Genomic DNA, 18121 nt, shown 5'->3' with positions numbered 1-18121 from the left:
CCTTTTTCTTAGCGGAATAATATTAAAATTTGATTGTCGCCCGTGCGCTTTATAACGAAAAAGCCACTTTCAGATTTTGTAGCAATGCCATCGTTATTTGGACGACAATATCCATGCGTTTCGCAAGTACCGTCATCACGTACTAACATTTGTCCAATTAATCCGACAGGAAGCCACTCGTTACGGTCTTTTCTTGCTATATATTTGCAAGCTGGATCCCATTCTGTATTTAAAAGAGGTTGTATGTCTTGCGATTCCGTACGTACATATTGACGTTTTCCGAAGCTATCTGTTTTATAGCGTTTTTGCCAACTTAAAGCACCGCTATTTCCTATAAGAGCGGGGGTGGCACTAGATATTCCTAAGATGAATGAATCGTTTGAAGTAGCGATTCGAATTTTTTCTTCGCTACTAAATGTAACGAAATAACCTACATCAATAAAAGTATTGTCTACTGTTTCAAACATTTGCGCAAAATCAGTTCCGCTTGCATTGTAAGAAGCGCCCTCAATGTACATTTCTCCATTATGAGCAAGCCACTTTGCACCGATATTATGATCGGTTTCATTTGTACCGTTTGCAATAAACCAAGAATAAGATTCATCTGCTGCGCCGAAGCGCCCCATAATATGGCTACCTGCAAAATGAGCTGTTGATGTATGATTACCTTCCGCATGAGAAGAGAATCCGTTAGCGATAGTCGCGGTTCCTTCTGCATGTGCTGCTTCGCCTAAAGCGATTGTATGTTTACCTTCCGCATGAGAATAGGAGCCACCTGCTGTCGTTTCACTTCCTTCACTATGGGAACTATGTCCAGTTGCTTTCGTTTTTGATCCTTCTGCATGAGAGAAAGAACCTTTTGCATGTGTCAGAAGTCCTTCTGCATGTGAAGCTGTACCCTCTGCATGAGAGTGAAGACCCTCTGCATATGCATACCGCCCATCTTTTTTTACTTTTGTATTTTCAGATGTAGGGGTCTGAATGATAATCGTTTTTTCTGTTTGTATATCACCTGACGGTACTAATGCTTCTTTAATTTTTTTTACTTGATTTATAATAGCAGCTGGAATGTCTGCTTCCGCTTTTTTATTTATTGCTACAGGGCTGTTTTCTTCTGTATTCTTCTCTACTTGCTCAGAAGGCACAATCTGTTCAATATGAGTAGAGAGAGGTTTATTTTTTTGCTGCATCTTTGCTTTTCTATTATCAATTATGCGTCTCATTACAGCATTCTGTAATGAGACATATTTTGGTCTATCTTTGTTTTTTGTGGAAGCCTCTTGTTCTTCCAGTTCTTCTACAGCTGCAGCTCGAATGCTGCACCAGTTGTTAATTCCGTACATGGGCAGATAAAAAGGCGGGCATTTTCTTTTTTGTTTAGAAGATTTTTTCTTCATTCTGTCACCTCCTGCGACAGTATATGCCGTGTCATTAAAAAAAGATGCACTTTATTGCATCTTTTTTTAATGACTTTACCCAATTTTTATCCCACTTTAATGGACGGGCTGCCCATTAAAGTGGGATTGGTGAGGGCTGATTAAAGTTTCACTTTATATGAGAGACGCCTAAAAGATACGGTAATCCTTACATATGAGTTATGAAATTGGGCGGAATTTCTCAGGGACAAAAGGCAGGGAGGAAGGAACGGAAACAATCTCCATTTCAGGATAACGTAGTCCAGTTAGTTTGCCACCAAATACAGCACCAGTGTCAATATTGACTGTATGATTTACAAAGCGAGGTTCTTTTACGGGTGTATGTCCATATACAACCCAAGCTGTTCCTTTATACTCCTTCGCCCAGTCGCGACGGACAGGTGAACCGTCAGCATGTTTTTCTCCAGTGATATCGCCATATAATACAAAGGTTTGTACTTTTTTATCTTGTCTTCCTATGTAATCTTGCCGAATGCCGGCGTGACACACGAGTAACCTTTTCTCATCGAGTACGTGATATAAAGGGGATTGCTCGTAAAGTGTGATGAATTTTTCTTTTATCATGTTTTGTTTATGAGAAGGCAGTGCTTCATATTCAGCAACAGTTGTTTCGAGTCCATGAGCGATTGTTACATTACGCCCAAGGAAAAATCGGTATAGTTTATTACAGTGATTTCCCGGAGCGTAGTAAGCTACTTTTTTATGTATGACAAGTTCCCATACAATTTCAATCATACGTAATGAATGAGGGCCGCGATCTGTAATATCACCAACAAATGCAAGTTTGCGTTGATCAGGGTGAATCGGTAGACCGCTACTCCAGTTATACCCTAGCTTCTCTGTTAAATTTTGAAACTCTTGTAAGCATCCATGTATATCCCCTATAATGTCATATTTCATATTTAAACCTCCATCATATTTTTCATTAGTATATCTAAAAAAGGATAGAGATAAAAATATACCGTTTTTGTGCTTCAGTTAAACATAAAGATTTTCGTTCTTGAGCGGACGTTTAAAACAAATCCAATCGCTATCATGTATGTGAGTAAGGAACTTCCTCCGTAGCTCATAAGGGGTAATGTGATTCCTGTAATAGGTAGTAGTCCGATTGTCATCCCGATATTTTGAAATACTTGAAAAGTAAACATTCCGATTGTACCAGCGCAGATGTAACTACCGAAAGGGTCATTACTTTCTATAGCGATATGAATCATGCGGAAAATAAGTAGGAAAAAAAGTGCAATAATGACGCTTGCGCCTAAAAATCCGAATTGCTCAGCGACATTAGTGAAAATAAAATCTGTATGTGGTTCTGGAAAGTATACTTGTCCATTTTCCCAACCTTTTCCTTGCATTTCTCCTGATCCAGTAGCTAAGAAAGCTTGTCTTAATTGATAGCCTTGCGCATCATATTTGTATGGAGCTAACCAGCCGTAGAAGCGATTTAATTGATATTCTTGTAAAATGTGTGCTTTAAAGAATTTTGTATGAGTAAAAAAAATATACGTTAATGTAACGCCAGCTGCAAAGATACCGGAAGCTAACCCGAAAATAAAACGCCAACGTATACCAGAAACTAATATCATTGCTGCAAGCATAGCTGAAATTACCATTGTGTTTCCTAAATCAGGTTCCTTTGCGATAAGTAGTAGGGGCGGCAAACTTGTTGCGCATATTTTTCCGAGTAATAAAAAATCATCGTGTATTGTTCGGTAAAAATATTTCTCATTGTGATTTGCTATAATTCGTCCGGTGACGATAATTAAAAACAATTTCATAATTTCAGAAGGCTGGAAATTTCCGATGCCTGGGAGCCTGTACCAAGCGGTCGCACCTTTAATTGTAATGGCACCTGGTACTTGAAGTTCTAGCCCAATTAGTAGTACCAATGCAAAGCTGTATAAATACCAAGCAATTTTTTGATAACGATCGAAATCGATAATCATAATAACACCAATGGCTATGAATCCAATGAAGTACCACTGGATTTGCTTTAATACAAAATTTACATTTTGCAAAAATGGTGGTAAAGAGGCTTGTGCACTTGCAATTGCAAAGCAACTAACAGTCCCAATGGCAAATAAGATGCATAGTAATACGTAGTCTATTTGATATTGAGAATTTGGATCTTTCAATGTATGTATTCCTTTCTATCGCCTAGTAAATATGTGGATTATGTCATGAAAAAAATAATATACAAGCAGACTATGCATACATTTATTCCACTATTTGCGGGAAGTCATACATCACAAGGAAGGAATTCCCCCTTGTGATGGATTAGATTGCATGGAGTTCTTTTGTAACTATATTCAAACAATGAGAAAGGCGAGTATGTGTATCGGTCGTTGGAATGAGTTCTGGATATAGCTGATAAAATGTTGTAGCGTTTTTATACCATTCGCAAGCTTTTAACAGACTCGTTTTGTAATAGTCAATCTCTTGTAGAAAACCATATTTTTTTGAATGTAAAACGAGATGTGAAAAATCTTCGCAACCTTCAAGGTATTTGTGATGTACTTGCTGTCCCGTATGAAGGCGGAAAGAACTTAAAGGTTCCGTAATATAGATTGCATCACCTTTGGAAAGTAAACTGATCCAAGAAGCCATATCCACACTACAATTATAATTTCTACCATTTAAAGTACCGAAAGGTTCTGTTAATAGGCATTTTCGAAAGAGTACAGTCGTAGGTTCACCAATAATATTTTGCCCTAGTATAAGCATACGGTTTCCAAAATCTTTCCCATTTAGTAGAGTATCTTCATCATATAATCTTTTCATGGAGGGGTGTTGTTCAATTATATCTCCATCATCATTAATCCAAGTACGATAAGATGTAATAAGTGCGAGATTTTGATTTAAGTCTTTTTGGAAATAAAACATCATTTTTTCAATTTTATTATTATAAAATATATCATCATCCATTAAGAAATTTATGTACTCTCCATTTGATTGTTCTAAAAGCATAAGGGCGTTATGAAATTGTCCTAAAGTAGAGGGGTTTCGAATGTACGTTATATGTTTATGCTTATGTAAATAATCTCTGTATATTAATTTTTCTGTTTCATTATTTGTGCTATCGTCTCCTACAATAATTTCAATGTTTGGATAGGTTTGTGCTAATGCGCTTTCTAGAGCGATTTTAAAATAATGAGGCCGATTATAGGTTGGAATAAGGATGGAAACGAGAGGCGGATTTTTTATATTATTCATATACAACTACCTTTCGGAAATTTTTTGTGTAAGAATAATATCTTGATAGCTTGTGTATTCAGTTCTGCTACACCATGAACCATAATGGGGAGGAGTCTGCAATTCTAGTCCATACTTATTTAATAGGGTACGAATATCTTCCTCAGGATAGGCAACTGCGAAATTTGGGATCTCTTTATTTAGAACATAACAATTGTCAATTTGATGATAAAAACCTAACGCACTTAGACCTGCATTTAAATAATAGGAAGACTCAGGATTAATTAAAAAGAAAGTAATAAAACATCTCCCATCCTTTTTCAAAACTCGAGAAATTTCACTTAAGTAATGCTCTAATTCTTTCGGAAGAAGATGGGTAAATACAGACGTTAAAAAAATAAAGTCAAATGATTCATCTTCATATGGAAACTTGTATTGAGAAGCATCTTCTTTTCCATCGGGATTGTAGAATTGGTTATATATATCGACATGTTCAAAATGGAAATTGTTACGGCGTGTTGAAATGTTATTTTTGCACCATGTAATTCCCTTATTAAATAAGTCAAATCCATAATAATTACCATCATCGCTTAAATAGTTCATTAATGGAACCGCTATCCGGCCGATACCACAGCCTACATCTAACACTGTTTCATTTGATTTTAAATTGCCAATTTCAATAAAATACTGCATAAACTCTTTTCCAACTTCTTCAAAATGACCACCTACATATTGAACGAGTTCTGGGGGTGGAATTAATGTGATTTTTTTCTCATTTTCGTTCAAAAAATTCACACCTTTCTTATAGTAAAGTAGGAAATTTCTACCTTATATTGAGGGGAGCTTTGCTTTTATTCATTACAAGATTTGTTTTCATGAATTAGTAGTATAATAGTACCCCTCAATTAAATAATTTTTTATTCTATTCTTTTCTCCAAAAAATACCGAAATCATCGATTTGAGTCATAGGAGTTTTTATGTTTCTTTCACTTCTGAAATCTGTTACGGCCTCTGCGCATGTTATCAGTCCATAATCATCAATAATAATAAAGCCACCTATTGAAACTTTATCGTATAAATTTACAAGACTATCCATCGTTGATTCATACATATCACCATCAAGGCGAGCAATTGCAATTTTTTCTATCGGTGCTGAAGGCAATGTATCTTTAAACCAACCCTTTAAAAATTTCACCTGATCATTTAATAAATCATATTTTCTAAAGTTTTCTTGCACTGTTTCTAAAGAAACTCGTAAGTAATCGAATGTGTGCAAATAATCACCGTAATCTTTCGGATATTGTTCTAAGTTAGGTGCGGGCAGACCTTCAAACGAATCAGCAACCCATACAGTACGATCCGTAATGTTGTTTGCTTGTAAAAACCCATTCATAAAAATGCATGATCCTCCGCGCCATACACCAGTTTCAATAAAATCGCCTTCTATATTTTCTCTGACTACAGTCTCCATCGCCTCTTGTAATTGATTCATACGTTTTCGACCAACCATACTGTGTGCAGCTCTTGGCCAATCCTTACCACCTTGACGCTCATTGTTTGAAACATTAGGGTTAACGATTTTTAAATTGTGATTTTCTACATACTGCTTAAGAAATAAAGGAAGTGGGACCGTAACTGGTTCATATGATAGTTCTTTAGATATATGTAACGAAGCAGGTAAGTATGGTTCGTATTCCAACCATATTTCAAATAAAATGGTTTTCTTTAATAGCTCAAGATAAAGCTGGACAGCTGATTTATTTTCCATATAAGTGCCTCCTGCGGAATGTCATACAACATTATGACTATGTAGAAAAGGAAGATTTAATGATTGAATTTAAAAATGAAAAAGCAGTAAAACTAATATCAGTTTTACTGCTAAGTAAAAAATTAAGCGATTTTTTCAATAATAATGGATGCACTCGTACCAAGAGCTAATGATAGCCCAAGCCCTGTAACAATTACTTCAACCAATGATGGAGTTGTCGTAATTTGCGTAATTGCTTGAATAACGATAGGTGCTCCAAGTGAGATTAAACTTGATCCAGTACCTGGTACAGGTACTCCATTCACTTGGATTGTAAGACCTCCTAATGCACTGACTGTTGCAGTATTAGCGATAACAGTAATTTTATAGAATCCAGTTTCACTAATTACGAAAGTATCAGCATCTAATTGAGAAATTGCTGTACCAAACTGAGATCCAACAGTATTAAATGGTAGTGGATCATTAATTCCTAGATCTAAAGAAATCCCACCGGAGTTAAATGCATATAATCCTGCTGGAAGTCCTAGCCCTGATGGTCCAGTTGGCCCAGTCAGTCCGGTAGCACCAGTCGGCCCAGTCAGTCCAGTAGCACCAGTGTCTCCAGTCGGCCCAGTCAGTCCAGTAGCACCAGTGTCTCCAGTTGGCCCAGTTGGTCCAGTAGCACCAGTGTCTCCAGTTGCTCCAGTCGGTCCAGTAGCACCAGTGTCTCCAGTTGGCCCAGTTGGCCCAGTCGGTCCAGTTGCTCCAGTCGGCCCAGTTGGTACAGTTGGCCCAGTCGGCCCAGTTGGTCCAGTCGGCCCAGTTGGTCCGGTAGGAAGGGTAAACGGTGGTATCGGTGGTAATGTTGGTCCTACAAGATTAGGGTCAAATGCACTAGCTGATAAAGACTCATCGGGATTTAATCCATCTGAATAATTATGATTTGACATAAATTCACCTCCATAAAGCGTTCATTATATAGTAGATGCAAAACCGAAAGAAAATGACACGGACATTTGAATTATTGAAAAGAAATCTTAAACTGCTTGAACAATTTAAAAAAGTGGAAAGTTTAGTATATGTATAACATATGATTGATTTGGAAGAGGGTGATTATGTTGAACAAGCAAGGAATTACAATTAGTTTGTGTATGATTGTTCGAGATGAGGAAGAGACCATAGCCCGTTGTTTAGACACCGTAGAGAAAATTGTGGATGAAATTATAGTTGTTGATACAGGTTCCGTTGATCGAACGAAAGAAATTGTAGCTCAATATACCTCTAACATATATGACTTTCCATGGATTAATGATTTTGCGGCAGCTAGAAATTTTTCTTTTTCAAAAGCGACGCAAGAGTATATATTGTGGCTAGATGCAGATGACGTATTATTAGAAGATGCTCAAGAAGCATTGAAACTGTTAAAAAGAGAATTGGATCCTAAAATTGATGCTGTTTCGATGCCTTATCATCTTGCAATGGATTCTAACGGGAAACCTTTATATTGTACAAAAAGAAATCGACTTGTAAAGCGTGAAAAACAATTTCAATGGTTTGGAAAGGTCCATGAATATTTAGCTATTTCTGGTGAAACTTTTAGTAGTAATGTTGCTATTACACATAAAAAAGAAAAAAAGGTAACAAATCGTAATTTGAAAATTTTTCAAGATGCTGTAGCAGCTGGAGAAGAATTGAGTCCGAGAGATTTATTTTATTACGCAAATGAATGTATGGATAACCAAAAATATGATGATGCAGTTCTTCTATATGAAACATTTCTTAATCAAGACGAAGGATGGTATGAAGAGAAAATTTATGCATGTGGTAAATTAGGAGATTGCTATGCAAAGCTTGGATTATGGGAAAAGGCAGTTGAATCTTGTGTGAAGTCGTTTCGGTATGCTATTCCTAGAGGAGAGAATTGTACAAGAATAGGATATATATATATGGAACAACAAAAATATAATGAAGCGATATTTTGGTTTAAACTTGCAACGGAAGTACCAATGGCCACGGAGAGTCCATTTCATAGTCCAGCGAGCTACACATGGCTTCCCTATTTACAAATGTGTATTTGTTATAGCAAGTTAGGAGAGCAAGACAAAGCTTATTATTACAACGAATTAGCAGCTGCTTATGTTCCAAATAATGCTGCAATCGAATATAACCGCAAATATTTTCGGAGTGTTTTTGATAAACAATATAAATCGTTATAGGCAGCTTTTTTTAGAAATGGCTCATCGCGATTCTAACTCTAATAGATTGGCTATATAGTAAAGTATTGGCAATGTAACTAGTACTGGTTATATCTATAGATTTTAGATGAGATTTATATTTTAAATTCAATTTGCATAAGGAGTGTGTAAAATGAATTCCCCAAAAAATTCTTTATACGAAGAAAAGTCTGGGCATTATTATAATGCAGTGAATCCGAATTTATTAAAGCATATAAAAAAGGAATGGAAAGAAGTTCTTGATATCGGTTGCTCGAGTGGTGCATTGGGAGCTGCCATAAAAGAAAATGGCACACGTGTATCAGGAATTGAGGCATTCCCAGAGGCGGCAGAACAAGCAAAGGAAAAACTAGATCATGTTGTTTTAGGTGATATAGAAACAATGGATATGCCGTACGAGGAGGAACAATTTGATTGCGTTATATTTGGGGATGTATTAGAGCATTTATTTGATCCTTGGGCTGTAATAGAAAAAGTAAAGCCATATATAAAAGAAAATGGTGTGATTTTAGCAAGTATACCAAACGTTGCTCACATTTCAGTATTAGCACCGTTACTTGCTGGAAATTGGACGTATACAGAATATGGTTTATTAGATAAAACGCATATTCGTTTCTTTACATTTAATGAAATGCTTCGAATGTTTTTAAAAGCAGGATATTCTATTAGTAAAGTAGATCGTGTATATATTGATCATAAAATGTATGAACCGTTAATTGAGGAGTTATATGGAGTTTGTAAAAAATATCGTCTTGGAAGTGGCTTCATGGCTGAGACGGTCGTATTTCAGTATATTATTGAAGCAGAAAAATCATCGTTATGAGCGCTGCTGAGAAAACGATATTATTTGTTACATGTATAAATGATTCGAAAATGTATGCACAGTGTGTACGACATATATTGAGATTGGCAGTGCCACCAGGATATGTTGTACAGTTTATGCCAATTCGGAATGCGAAAAGTATGACGAGCGGATATAATCAAGCGATTTCGCATCCAGCGAAATATAAAGTGTATATACACCAAGATGTTTTCATTATGAATGTAGCATTTTTACATGGACTACTGCAATTATTTAACGAACATGAACATCTTGGGATGATAGGAATGATTGGAGCACAATACGTTCCTCCAAACGGGATATGGAACGAAGGAAAAGGAGTTGTTGGAAAGGTAATTGGTTATATGAATGATTTATTTTATATGGCAAGTCAAGAACAGCCGTACCATGAGTCAAAAACATTTATGCCTGTGGAATGTATTGATGGTTTATTGATGGCAACGCAATACGATATTCCGTGGCGAGAAGACTTGTTTGATGGGTTTGACTATTATGATGTGTCCCAATCATTTGAATTTAGAAAAGCTGGCTATACAGTTGGGGTTCCTGTACAGCGTGATGCTTGGTGCATTCACTATCATATTGATGTGAATATGACCAACTATGACAAGTATAGAAAGATCTTTGTGGAGCACTATATGTCAGATGTAAATCAAGACGAATAGAGGGGCTACAAAATGAAAGATCATACAATATTAGTCGTTGTTTGTATAAACAATGAAGAGTTATTTGAACAGTGCGAGAGACAGATAAGAAACCTTTTTGTTCCCCCTGGTTATGTTGTACAAATTTTTCCGATACGAGATGCGAAAAGTATGGCAAGTGCATATAACCGAGCACTTTCATATCCCGCGAAGTATAAGGTTTATATACATCAAGATACTTATCTTATTAATCGTGAGATGTTTTATACACTTATTTCTCTTTTTAAAGATAACGAAAAACTTGGTTTAATTGGAGTAGCTGGTGCTCAGTTTTTACCGAGCAATGGGATATGGTGGGAAGGGAAAAATTTAGTAGGGAAAGTGATTGAGTATAGAAGACAGAATTACCAACTATTAAATTTAGATCAGCTCTTTTATGGGAATCAATCATTTATGTCAGTTCAGGCAATTGATGGATTATTAATGGCCACACAGTATGATATCCCGTGGCGAGAAGACTTATTTCAAGGATTCCACTTTTATGATGTGTCGCAGTCTTTAGAGTTTCAAAAGGCAGGTTATTTAATTGGTATCCCTAATCAAGCAAATTTATGGTGTATTCACTACAACGGGGATGAGTTTGATGCGGATACATATGAGAAGGATCGAAAAGTGTTTGTAGAACATTACAAAGATATACTATCTCCATCATAAGGGAGAGATGCAGGGTGAAAGGAATTATTTTAGCAGGTGGAACTGGGTCGAGATTATATCCCATAACAAAAGTAACGAATAAACATTTGCTTCCTGTTGGACGATATCCAATGATTTATCATGCGGTATATAAGCTAAAACAATGTGAAATCACAGATATTATGATTATTACAGGTAAAGAGCATATGGGAGATGTTGTTAGTTTTTTAGGAAGCGGTCAAGAGTTTGGCGTGTCTTTCACTTATCGTGTGCAAGATAAAGCTGGCGGAATTGCACAAGCATTAGGGCTTTGTGAAGATTTTGTTGGGAATGATCGCATGGTAGTTATATTAGGGGATAATATCTTTTCAGATGACATTCGTCCGTACGTTGAAGAGTTTACAAATCAAAAAGAAGGTGCGAAAGTACTGCTGCAATCTGTAGATGATCCGGAGAGATTTGGCGTGGCAAATATTCAAAACCGAAAAATAATTGAAATTGAAGAAAAGCCGAAAGAGCCGAAAAGTTCCTATGCAGTTACAGGAATTTATTTGTATGATTCGAAAGTCTTTTCTTATATAAAAGAATTAAAACCTTCCGCAAGGGGAGAACTTGAAATTACAGATATCAATAATTGGTATTTAAAACGAGGGGTACTTACTTATAATGAAATGAGCGGCTGGTGGACTGATGCAGGAACTCATGTTTCTCTTCAAAGGGCGAATACGTTAGCGCGGGATATAAACTTTGGTAAACAGTTTAACGGAGAATAGGTGAGAATATGAAAGTTATAGAAACAAACTTTACCGACGCAAAATTGTTGGAACCGAGGTTATTTGGAGATGATCGTGGCTTTTTTACTGAAAGTTATAATAAGAAGGTGCTAGAAACATTAGGGGTTACGCATTCATTTGTACAGGATAATGTTTCGTATTCAGCGGAAGCGGGAACGATTCGCGGATTACACTTTCAAAAAAATCCGAAAGCACAAACGAAACTTATTCAAGTTATGCAAGGGGCAATCTATGACGTTATCGTAGATTTGCGAAAAGATTCACCAACGTTTAAACAGTGGAGAGGATATATTTTAAGCGCAGATAATCATCGGCAATTATTAGTACCAAAAGGATTTGCGCACGGTTTTTGTACACTTGTCCCGCATACGATTGTTATGTATAAAGTAGATGAGTATTATAGTGCCGATCATGACTCAGGGGTACTTTGGAACGATAAAGAATTAGCAATTCCATGGCCGGTAACAAGTCCTATTTTGTCTGATAAAGATCGAATATTACCATTACTTCAGGAATGTGAAGATAGCTTTTGAGTAGGAGAGTTGTTTATGAATATATTAGTAACAGGTGGAGCTGGATTTATTGGAAGTAATTTTGTGCATTATATGTTACAAAGCTATGAAACATATAAAATTATTAATTTCGATGCATTAACATATAGTGGAAATCTAAATAATGTAAAGTCTATTCAAGATCATCCGAATTACTATTTTGTAAAAGGGGAAATTCAAAATGGAGAGCTGCTGGAGCATGTTATTCAGGAACGTGATGTGCAAGTCATCGTCAATTTCGCAGCTGAATCACATGTGGACCGTAGTATTGAAAATCCGATCCCTTTTTATGATACAAATGTAATTGGGACAGTCACCTTATTAGAATTAGTAAAAAAATATCCGCATATTAAACTCGTGCAAGTATCAACGGATGAGGTGTATGGATCTTTAGGAAAAACAGGGCGATTTACCGAGGAAACACCGTTAGCTCCAAATAGTCCATATTCTTCAAGCAAAGCGAGCGCCGATATGATAGCTTTATCTTATTATAAAACATATCAATTACCAGTTATCGTAACGCGTTGTTCCAATAACTATGGGCCGTATCAATATCCTGAAAAATTAATTCCGTTAATGGTTACGAATGCGCTCGAAGGAAAAAAATTACCGTTATATGGGGATGGATTAAATGTAAGAGATTGGCTACATGTAACGGATCATTGTCGTGCGATTGACGTTGTTTTGCATAAGGGACGTATAGGAGAAGTATATAATATAGGTGGAAATAATGAAAAAACAAATATAGATGTTGTGGAACAAATTATTACTCTCTTAGGAAAAACGGAAAAGGATATTGAATATGTGACAGATCGTTTAGGACACGACCGCCGTTATGCGATTGATGCAGAGAAAATGAAGAATGAATTTGATTGGGAACCGAAGTATACGTTTGAGCAAGGGTTACAAGAAACGGTGCAATGGTATGAGAAGAATGAGGAATGGTGGAAACCATTAAAAAAGTAAGGGGTATATAAATGAAAGAACGGATTATCATAACAGGAGCAAATGGTCAATTAGGAAAGCAACTACAAGAAGAGTTAAATCCTGAAGAATATGACATATATCCATTTGATAAAAAGTTACTAGATATAACAAATATATCCAAAGTGCAGCAAGTAGTAAAAGAAATAAGGCCACATATCATTATTCATTGTGCAGCGTATACGAAGGTTGATCATGCTGAGAAAGAACGAGATCTTGCGTATAGAATAAATGCAATAGGAGCTCGAAATGTAGCAGTTGCTTCACAATTAGTTGGGGCGAAGTTAGTTTATATTAGTACCGATTATGTATTTCAAGGCGACAGACCGGAGGGGTACGATGAATTTCATAATCCGGCGCCGATCAATATATACGGGGCTTCTAAATATGCGGGAGAGCAGTTCGTCAAAGAGTTACATAATAAATACTTTATCGTTCGTACATCGTGGTTATATGGTAAGTATGGAAATAATTTTGTGAAAACGATGATACGATTAGGGAAAGAAAGAGAAGAAATATCTGTTGTAGCGGATCAAATCGGTTCTCCTACGTATGTGGCGGATTTAAATGTGATGATTAATAAGCTCATTCATACTTCTTTATACGGTACGTATCACGTATCCAATACAGGATCATGTTCTTGGTTTGAATTTGCAAAGAAAATATTTTCGTATGCAAATATGAAGGTGAATGTGTTACCTGTTTCAACCGAAGAATTTGGGGCTGCAGCAGCAAGGCCGAAATATTCTATTTTCCAACATAACATGCTACGATTAAATGGTTTTTTGCAAATGCCTTCTTGGGAAGAAGGATTAGAGCGTTTTTTTATAGAAACCAAAAGTCATTAACAATTTTAAGTTAATGACTTTTTTGTTTGCCTTTAAGAGGTTTTATGTTACTATAATTATAGTATCAGGTACTAATAACAAGTATAAGTATTTCTGGGAGGATATATCATGGAACTATTACAAGGGAAAACATTTGTTGTTATGGGCGTTGCGAACCAAAGAAGTATTGCATGGGGAATTGCTCGCTCTTTGCATAATGCAGGTGCAAAATTAATCTTCACATATGCAGGAGAACGTTTAGAGAGAAATGTTCGTGAATTAGCGGATACATTAGAAGGACAAGAATCGCTTGTATTACCTTGTGATGTAACAAATGATGAAGAACTTACAGCTTGTTTTGAAACAATCAAGCAAGAAGTTGGTACAATTCACGGTGTTGCACACTGTATTGCTTTTGCAAATCGTGACGACTTAAAAGGTGAATTTGTAGATACTTCTCGCGATGGATTTTTACTTGCACAAAATATTAGTGCATTCTCTTTAACAGCTGTAGCAAGAGAAGCGAAGAAAGTAATGACAGAAGGCGGAAATATTTTAACGTTAACATATCTTGGCGGCGAGCGCGTTGTGAAAAACTATAACGTTATGGGTGTGGCGAAAGCTTCATTAGAAGCGAGCGTGAAATATTTAGCAAATGATTTAGGCCAACACGGCATTCGCGTTAACGCTATTTCTGCAGGTCCAATTCGTACGTTATCTGCCAAAGGTGTAGGCGACTTTAACTCAATCTTAAGAGAAATTGAGGAGCGCGCACCACTTCGTCGTACAACAACGCAAGAAGAAGTTGGGGATACAGCAGTATTCTTATTCAGTGATTTAGCACGCGGCGTAACAGGAGAAAACATTCACGTTGATTCAGGGTATCATATCTTAGGATAAATATAATATTAATTTTAAAGGACAATCTCTACATGTTGAGATTGTCCTTTTTATTTGTTCTTAGAAAGAACGATTTTTAACGAAAGTTCTTACCACGTTATGAATATAACTATAATAGTACACGATTTATTCAGCTACGTATGGAAGTGGGAGGGACGAGTGTGAAGAATAAAAATAAAAGTTCAACAGTTGGAAAACCGTTGTTATATATTGCGCAAGTAAGTTTGGAACTTGCTGCACCGAAAATAAAAAGAATTATCTTAACAAACTTTGAAAATGAGGATCGAAAAGAGGAAAGTAATAGAGATGAAAATGTTGTAAGTAGTGCTGTGGAAGAGGTAATAGAACAAGAACAGGAACAACAAGAGGAGCAGCAAGTGGAAGGGAAAATAGAAGAAGAGGAACAAGTACAAGAGCAGCAAGAGCCAGTGAGAACTGTCCCGTATAATAAATCATTTAAGGATATGAATAATGAAGAGAAGATTCATTTTTTGTTAAATCGCCCTCACTATATTCCGAAAGTAAGGTGCAGAATAAAAACAGCTACCCTCTCATATGTCGGATCAATCATATCGTATCGTAATGGAATTGTAGCGATTATGCCGCCAAATAGTATGCGAGATATTAAGTTGTCTATAGATGAAATCCAATCAATTAGTATGGCCGGCTTTTAAATATGTAAAGGTGGTAGAAACTTTCTACCACCCCAATAGTTTTTTAGTTTACTTCACTTTATTAGATAGTAACGTCGCGTAAGCATTGAATCGCACAGAAACAGCTTAAATCTACAGTAATGCAAGTAGATGTCGATACTAGTCTTGCATTTGGTACAGCTAAAAACGTACAAATTGGATCGTCACCAGGTGGTACCGGAGTACCGTCACCTAATACTACACTTAATACACGTAGCACAGCACAGCTATCATCATCTACGCTTTCCACACGGAAAATTGGAGAGCGGCAGCTAGTAAGGCTTGATGATGGTGCAAATGCTTCAAAAGGTTCTCCAGTTTTTGTGTATAAAATAAAAGGGCGTGTATTTGCTACTGATGCAGTATTGTGTGCACCTAAAAATGGAATTTCACAACCAGATCCACACGTTGTTGTAGAACAATCTTGTAATTCATTGATGAATTTTACAACGTCAACTACACAATGAGAAGAGCCATGGTGTTTATTTTCGTTACAACTCATTAATGTCACTCCTTATCTTCTTGTTTGTATTTACATTAATAAGATATTGGAGTCGAGGAGATTTGGTCACAATCTCAAGACCTTTTTTTTTAAATAGGCGAAAGAAGATAAGGGAAGGTGGAATTATGCTGTTTACAAGTTGGCTTTTATTTTTTATTTTCGCGTTAGCGGCTTTTAGGCTCACCCGTTTAATTGTGTATGATAAAATTACAGCTTTTTTGCGAAGACCATTTATTGATGAATTAGAGATTACAGAACCGGATGGAAGTGTATCAACTTTTACAAAAGTAAAAGGTAAAGGATTAAGAAAGTGGATTGGCGAATTGTTAAGCTGTTATTGGTGTACAGGTGTATGGGTTAGTGCTTTTTTATTAGTTTTATATAATTGGATTCCGATCGTTGCAGAGCCGTTACTTGCATTATTAGCTATTGCAGGAGCAGCAGCAATCATTGAAACGATTACAGGATATTTTATGGGAGAATAATATATTTCCATAATACGAGAAAAAGCGGAGTTTAAAAGAATGAGGGAACGGAAATAAAGAGTTGTTCATATAGTAAATAGACAGAATTGACAGTAGAGGAGATGTTTGCTGTGAGCAATAATCCAAGGCAAAATTCATATGACCTGCAGCAATGGTATAACATACAGCAACAGCACTATGCACAACAACAGGCATATCAAGAACAATTGCAACAACAAGGGTTTGTGAAGAAAAAGGGATGTAATTGTGGGAAAAAAAAGAACACAATAAAACACTATGAAGAATGAAACACTCATGCTACTGTGAGTGTTTTTTATTATACATATAAAAAGCGGTATTTCAAAGGAGAAATACCGCTTTTTACTAGCTAATTTGTGCAACTGTTAATGCTGCAGCACGGATGTCTACAGTTCCAATTAACTCGACTGGTACAATTTGAATTAAGTCACCAGGATTTAAGTTAATCAGAATAACACCACTGGATACATCTACTTCACCAGTACCAATAACGTTAGAACGAACCGCTGTACCTGATCCAGGAATAATGTTTGCTGGTGTATTTAATGATAAGAAGAAACGACCAGCTTCTGGTGCAGTAGGTACGTTATCAAGACTAATTGTTAATGTATAACTGATTTGATAAATACCAGCTCGTAGAATTCGGATGCCATCTCCGACACTTACTGTATCGTTTATTACAGGAACAGTAATATTTGGGTTTGGGCTTACGCTAGGTAATAGTAGTGGTGTAAATAATGAAGCGAACTGAGGTGCAGACGCGTTGAAAGCAAAACCGAAGGCAGGTAGTGTACTAGCTGGTTTCGCCTCGCAATCAATTTTCGTAAATTCGCAATCAGAAGAGAACATGTTTTTCACTCCTTTATCTGTTTCTACTTTCAGTTAATGAAAAGGACAGGTTCTATGTTCTAGACAAGTTCCCAATTTTAAGAAATTTACATAATAATACTCGTTAAGCATGGATTGGGTGGCAGAATTATCTGCCACCCAATCCATGCTTAACTCATTATTTAGTTTTAAATCGTAACATCACGCAAGCATTGAATAGCACAGAAGCAACTTAAATCAACAGTAAGACAAGTGTTAGTCGATATTAATCTTGCATTTGGTACAGCTAGGAATGTACAGATTGGATCGTCGGTAGGTGGTACAGGAGAAGTATCACCTAATACTACACTTAATACACGCAATACAGCGCAATCATCATCATCTATACTCTCGACACGGAAAATTGGAGAGCGGCAGCTAGTAAGGTTTGCAGAAGGTGCAAATGCTTCAAAAGGTGCTCCAGCTTTTGTGTATAAAATAAAAGGACGCGTATTTGCTACGGATGCACTATTATGTGCTCCTAAAAATGGAACTTCGCAACCAGATCCACATGTTGTGGTTGCACATTCTTGTAATTCATGTATAAAACGAACGACATTTGATACACAGTTGAAATCACAATCGTGATGATGATGATGATGGTCTTCGTTACAATTGCAGCTCATTATGTTCACTCCTTCTCGTGAGTTCTGACATACACTATTACAATATGAATGAGATATGGTTGATATTACGTTAATTATCATGATGAAA

General features: G+C 36.4%; 22 protein-coding genes. 12 read left to right on the top strand and 10 right to left on the bottom strand.

The genetic code is table 11. The features are described 5' to 3' along the window. Nucleotides 1–8: 8 nt before the first annotated feature. The 7 genes from MR147_RS08590 to MR147_RS08560 all read right to left on the bottom strand — a co-directional run bounded on the left by MR147_RS08590 (nucleotide 9) and on the right by MR147_RS08560 (nucleotide 7325). Entirely contained in the window at nucleotides 9–1397 is a 1389-nt protein-coding gene (locus MR147_RS08590; RefSeq protein WP_074609844.1) for a peptidase G2 autoproteolytic cleavage domain-containing protein, read from the bottom strand. Between the two features lie 198 nt (nucleotides 1398–1595). Further along, nucleotides 1596–2336, bottom strand: coding sequence for a bis(5'-nucleosyl)-tetraphosphatase PrpE (gene prpE, locus MR147_RS08585; RefSeq protein WP_074609842.1), 741 nt, complete (start codon nucleotides 2334–2336; stop codon nucleotides 1596–1598). 74 nt (nucleotides 2337–2410) lie between these two features. Further along, complete coding sequence (locus MR147_RS08580; RefSeq protein WP_074609840.1) at nucleotides 2411–3571, bottom strand: FtsW/RodA/SpoVE family cell cycle protein; 1161 nt, start codon at nucleotides 3569–3571, stop codon at nucleotides 2411–2413. 142 nt (nucleotides 3572–3713) lie between these two features. Further along, the gene (locus tag MR147_RS08575; protein ID WP_074609839.1) at nucleotides 3714–4649 is read right to left on the bottom strand and encodes a glycosyltransferase family 2 protein; all 936 of its coding nucleotides are present in this window, start codon (nucleotides 4647–4649) and stop codon (nucleotides 3714–3716) included. Between the two features lie 6 nt (nucleotides 4650–4655). After that, nucleotides 4656–5414, bottom strand: coding sequence for a class I SAM-dependent methyltransferase (locus tag MR147_RS08570; RefSeq protein WP_139302882.1), 759 nt, complete (start codon nucleotides 5412–5414; stop codon nucleotides 4656–4658). 136 nt (nucleotides 5415–5550) lie between these two features. Further along, the gene (locus tag MR147_RS08565; protein ID WP_000428861.1) at nucleotides 5551–6396 is read right to left on the bottom strand and encodes a TylF/MycF family methyltransferase; all 846 of its coding nucleotides are present in this window, start codon (nucleotides 6394–6396) and stop codon (nucleotides 5551–5553) included. A 122-nt stretch (nucleotides 6397–6518) separates the two neighbouring features. Next, a complete protein-coding gene (locus MR147_RS08560) occupies nucleotides 6519–7325 on the bottom strand; it encodes a BclA C-terminal domain-containing protein (RefSeq protein ID WP_242303919.1) in 807 nt (268 codons plus the stop codon). Between the two features lie 165 nt (nucleotides 7326–7490). Here MR147_RS08560 and MR147_RS08555 point away from each other — a divergent pair, with 165 nt between their 5' ends. The 10 genes from MR147_RS08555 (at nucleotide 7491) to MR147_RS08510 (ending at nucleotide 15517) form a co-directional block, all read left to right on the top strand. Beyond that, nucleotides 7491–8591: a glycosyltransferase gene (locus MR147_RS08555; RefSeq protein WP_074609834.1), complete on the top strand. Its 1101-nt coding sequence runs from the start codon at nucleotides 7491–7493 to the stop codon at nucleotides 8589–8591. Nucleotides 8592–8742: 151 nt separating this feature from the next. Further along, nucleotides 8743–9432, top strand: coding sequence for a class I SAM-dependent methyltransferase (locus tag MR147_RS08550; protein ID WP_074609832.1), 690 nt, complete (start codon nucleotides 8743–8745; stop codon nucleotides 9430–9432). After that, complete coding sequence (locus tag MR147_RS08545; RefSeq protein WP_074609831.1) at nucleotides 9429–10115, top strand: glycosyltransferase family protein; 687 nt, start codon at nucleotides 9429–9431, stop codon at nucleotides 10113–10115. Before MR147_RS08550 ends, MR147_RS08545 begins: the two co-directional genes overlap by 4 nt. Nucleotides 10116–10127: 12 nt before the next feature. Then, a complete protein-coding gene (locus tag MR147_RS08540) occupies nucleotides 10128–10808 on the top strand; it encodes a glycosyltransferase family protein (protein WP_000651513.1) in 681 nt (226 codons plus the stop codon). 14 nt (nucleotides 10809–10822) lie between these two features. Continuing rightward, nucleotides 10823–11560, top strand: a complete 738-nt coding sequence (locus tag MR147_RS08535) for a sugar phosphate nucleotidyltransferase (protein ID WP_074609829.1) — start codon at nucleotides 10823–10825, stop codon at nucleotides 11558–11560. An 8-nt stretch (nucleotides 11561–11568) separates the two neighbouring features. Then, on the top strand, nucleotides 11569–12114 hold the full coding sequence (gene rfbC, locus MR147_RS08530; RefSeq protein WP_000864162.1) for a dTDP-4-dehydrorhamnose 3,5-epimerase: 546 nt from the start codon (nucleotides 11569–11571) through the stop codon (nucleotides 12112–12114). Nucleotides 12115–12129: 15 nt separating this feature from the next. Further along, nucleotides 12130–13098, top strand: a complete 969-nt coding sequence (gene rfbB / locus MR147_RS08525) for a dTDP-glucose 4,6-dehydratase (RefSeq protein ID WP_001024148.1) — start codon at nucleotides 12130–12132, stop codon at nucleotides 13096–13098. An 11-nt stretch (nucleotides 13099–13109) separates the two neighbouring features. After that, a complete protein-coding gene (gene rfbD, locus MR147_RS08520) occupies nucleotides 13110–13964 on the top strand; it encodes a dTDP-4-dehydrorhamnose reductase (protein ID WP_074609828.1) in 855 nt (284 codons plus the stop codon). 108 nt (nucleotides 13965–14072) lie between these two features. Then, on the top strand, nucleotides 14073–14843 hold the full coding sequence (fabI, locus tag MR147_RS08515) for an enoyl-ACP reductase FabI (RefSeq protein ID WP_000421886.1): 771 nt from the start codon (nucleotides 14073–14075) through the stop codon (nucleotides 14841–14843). A 140-nt stretch (nucleotides 14844–14983) separates the two neighbouring features. Then, complete coding sequence (locus MR147_RS08510; protein WP_074609826.1) at nucleotides 14984–15517, top strand: spore coat CotO family protein; 534 nt, start codon at nucleotides 14984–14986, stop codon at nucleotides 15515–15517. A 61-nt stretch (nucleotides 15518–15578) separates the two neighbouring features. On the opposite strand, the gene exsY is transcribed toward MR147_RS08510, so the two are convergent. After that, nucleotides 15579–16037: an exosporium assembly protein ExsY gene (gene exsY / locus MR147_RS08505; RefSeq protein WP_029437865.1), complete on the bottom strand. Its 459-nt coding sequence runs from the start codon at nucleotides 16035–16037 to the stop codon at nucleotides 15579–15581. A gap of 125 nt (nucleotides 16038–16162) precedes the next feature. Here exsY and MR147_RS08500 point away from each other — a divergent pair, with 125 nt between their 5' ends. Both MR147_RS08500 and MR147_RS08495 read left to right on the top strand, forming a co-directional pair. Next, complete coding sequence (locus MR147_RS08500) at nucleotides 16163–16522, top strand: DUF1360 domain-containing protein (protein ID WP_000899662.1); 360 nt, start codon at nucleotides 16163–16165, stop codon at nucleotides 16520–16522. Nucleotides 16523–16623: 101 nt separating this feature from the next. Next, nucleotides 16624–16809 (top strand): hypothetical protein, encoded by a 186-nt coding sequence (locus MR147_RS08495; protein ID WP_002194706.1) that lies wholly within the window; start codon nucleotides 16624–16626, stop codon nucleotides 16807–16809. A 76-nt stretch (nucleotides 16810–16885) separates the two neighbouring features. Here the strand turns inward: MR147_RS08495 and exsF are convergent, their stop codons facing one another. Both exsF and cotY read right to left on the bottom strand, forming a co-directional pair. Then, on the bottom strand, nucleotides 16886–17389 hold the full coding sequence (exsF, locus tag MR147_RS08490; RefSeq protein ID WP_000492942.1) for an exosporium protein ExsF: 504 nt from the start codon (nucleotides 17387–17389) through the stop codon (nucleotides 16886–16888). Nucleotides 17390–17556: 167 nt separating this feature from the next. Beyond that, a complete protein-coding gene (gene cotY / locus MR147_RS08485; RefSeq protein WP_074609824.1) occupies nucleotides 17557–18033 on the bottom strand; it encodes a spore coat protein CotY in 477 nt (158 codons plus the stop codon). Nucleotides 18034–18121 lie beyond the last annotated feature (88 nt).

This window comes from Bacillus cereus group sp. BfR-BA-01350 (assembly GCF_022663775.1).
Classification (GTDB): domain Bacteria; phylum Bacillota; class Bacilli; order Bacillales; family Bacillaceae_G; genus Bacillus_A; species Bacillus_A paranthracis.
Note: the sequence above shows the minus strand (reverse complement) of the source record. Positions and strands in the feature narration are given on the sequence as shown.

Bases quoted from the DNA above. Each gene is read 5' to 3' on its own strand.
- prpE (WP_074609842.1), bottom strand. From the start codon at position 2,336: ATGAAATATGACATTATAGGGGATATACATGGATGCTTACAAGAGTTT.
- MR147_RS08545 (WP_074609831.1), top strand. From the start codon at position 9,429: ATGAGCGCTGCTGAGAAAACGATATTATTTGTTACATGTATAAATGAT.
- cotY (WP_074609824.1), bottom strand. From the start codon at position 18,033: ATGAGCTGCAATTGTAACGAAGACCATCATCATCATCATCACGATTGT.
- rfbC (WP_000864162.1), top strand. From the start codon at position 11,569: ATGAAAGTTATAGAAACAAACTTTACCGACGCAAAATTGTTGGAACCG.
- MR147_RS08575 (WP_074609839.1), bottom strand. From the start codon at position 4,649: ATGAATAATATAAAAAATCCGCCTCTCGTTTCCATCCTTATTCCAACC.
- exsY (WP_029437865.1), bottom strand. From the start codon at position 16,037: ATGAGTTGTAACGAAAATAAACACCATGGCTCTTCTCATTGTGTAGTT.
- rfbD (WP_074609828.1), top strand. From the start codon at position 13,110: ATGAAAGAACGGATTATCATAACAGGAGCAAATGGTCAATTAGGAAAG.
- MR147_RS08510 (WP_074609826.1), top strand. From the start codon at position 14,984: ATGGAAGTGGGAGGGACGAGTGTGAAGAATAAAAATAAAAGTTCAACA.
- exsF (WP_000492942.1), bottom strand. From the start codon at position 17,389: ATGTTCTCTTCTGATTGCGAATTTACGAAAATTGATTGCGAGGCGAAA.
- MR147_RS08550 (WP_074609832.1), top strand. From the start codon at position 8,743: ATGAATTCCCCAAAAAATTCTTTATACGAAGAAAAGTCTGGGCATTAT.
- MR147_RS08590 (WP_074609844.1), bottom strand. From the start codon at position 1,397: ATGAAGAAAAAATCTTCTAAACAAAAAAGAAAATGCCCGCCTTTTTAT.
- rfbB (WP_001024148.1), top strand. From the start codon at position 12,130: ATGAATATATTAGTAACAGGTGGAGCTGGATTTATTGGAAGTAATTTT.
- fabI (WP_000421886.1), top strand. From the start codon at position 14,073: ATGGAACTATTACAAGGGAAAACATTTGTTGTTATGGGCGTTGCGAAC.
- MR147_RS08500 (WP_000899662.1), top strand. From the start codon at position 16,163: ATGCTGTTTACAAGTTGGCTTTTATTTTTTATTTTCGCGTTAGCGGCT.
- MR147_RS08565 (WP_000428861.1), bottom strand. From the start codon at position 6,396: ATGGAAAATAAATCAGCTGTCCAGCTTTATCTTGAGCTATTAAAGAAA.
- MR147_RS08555 (WP_074609834.1), top strand. From the start codon at position 7,491: ATGTTGAACAAGCAAGGAATTACAATTAGTTTGTGTATGATTGTTCGA.
- MR147_RS08560 (WP_242303919.1), bottom strand. From the start codon at position 7,325: ATGTCAAATCATAATTATTCAGATGGATTAAATCCCGATGAGTCTTTA.
- MR147_RS08495 (WP_002194706.1), top strand. From the start codon at position 16,624: ATGTTTGCTGTGAGCAATAATCCAAGGCAAAATTCATATGACCTGCAG.
- MR147_RS08540 (WP_000651513.1), top strand. From the start codon at position 10,128: ATGAAAGATCATACAATATTAGTCGTTGTTTGTATAAACAATGAAGAG.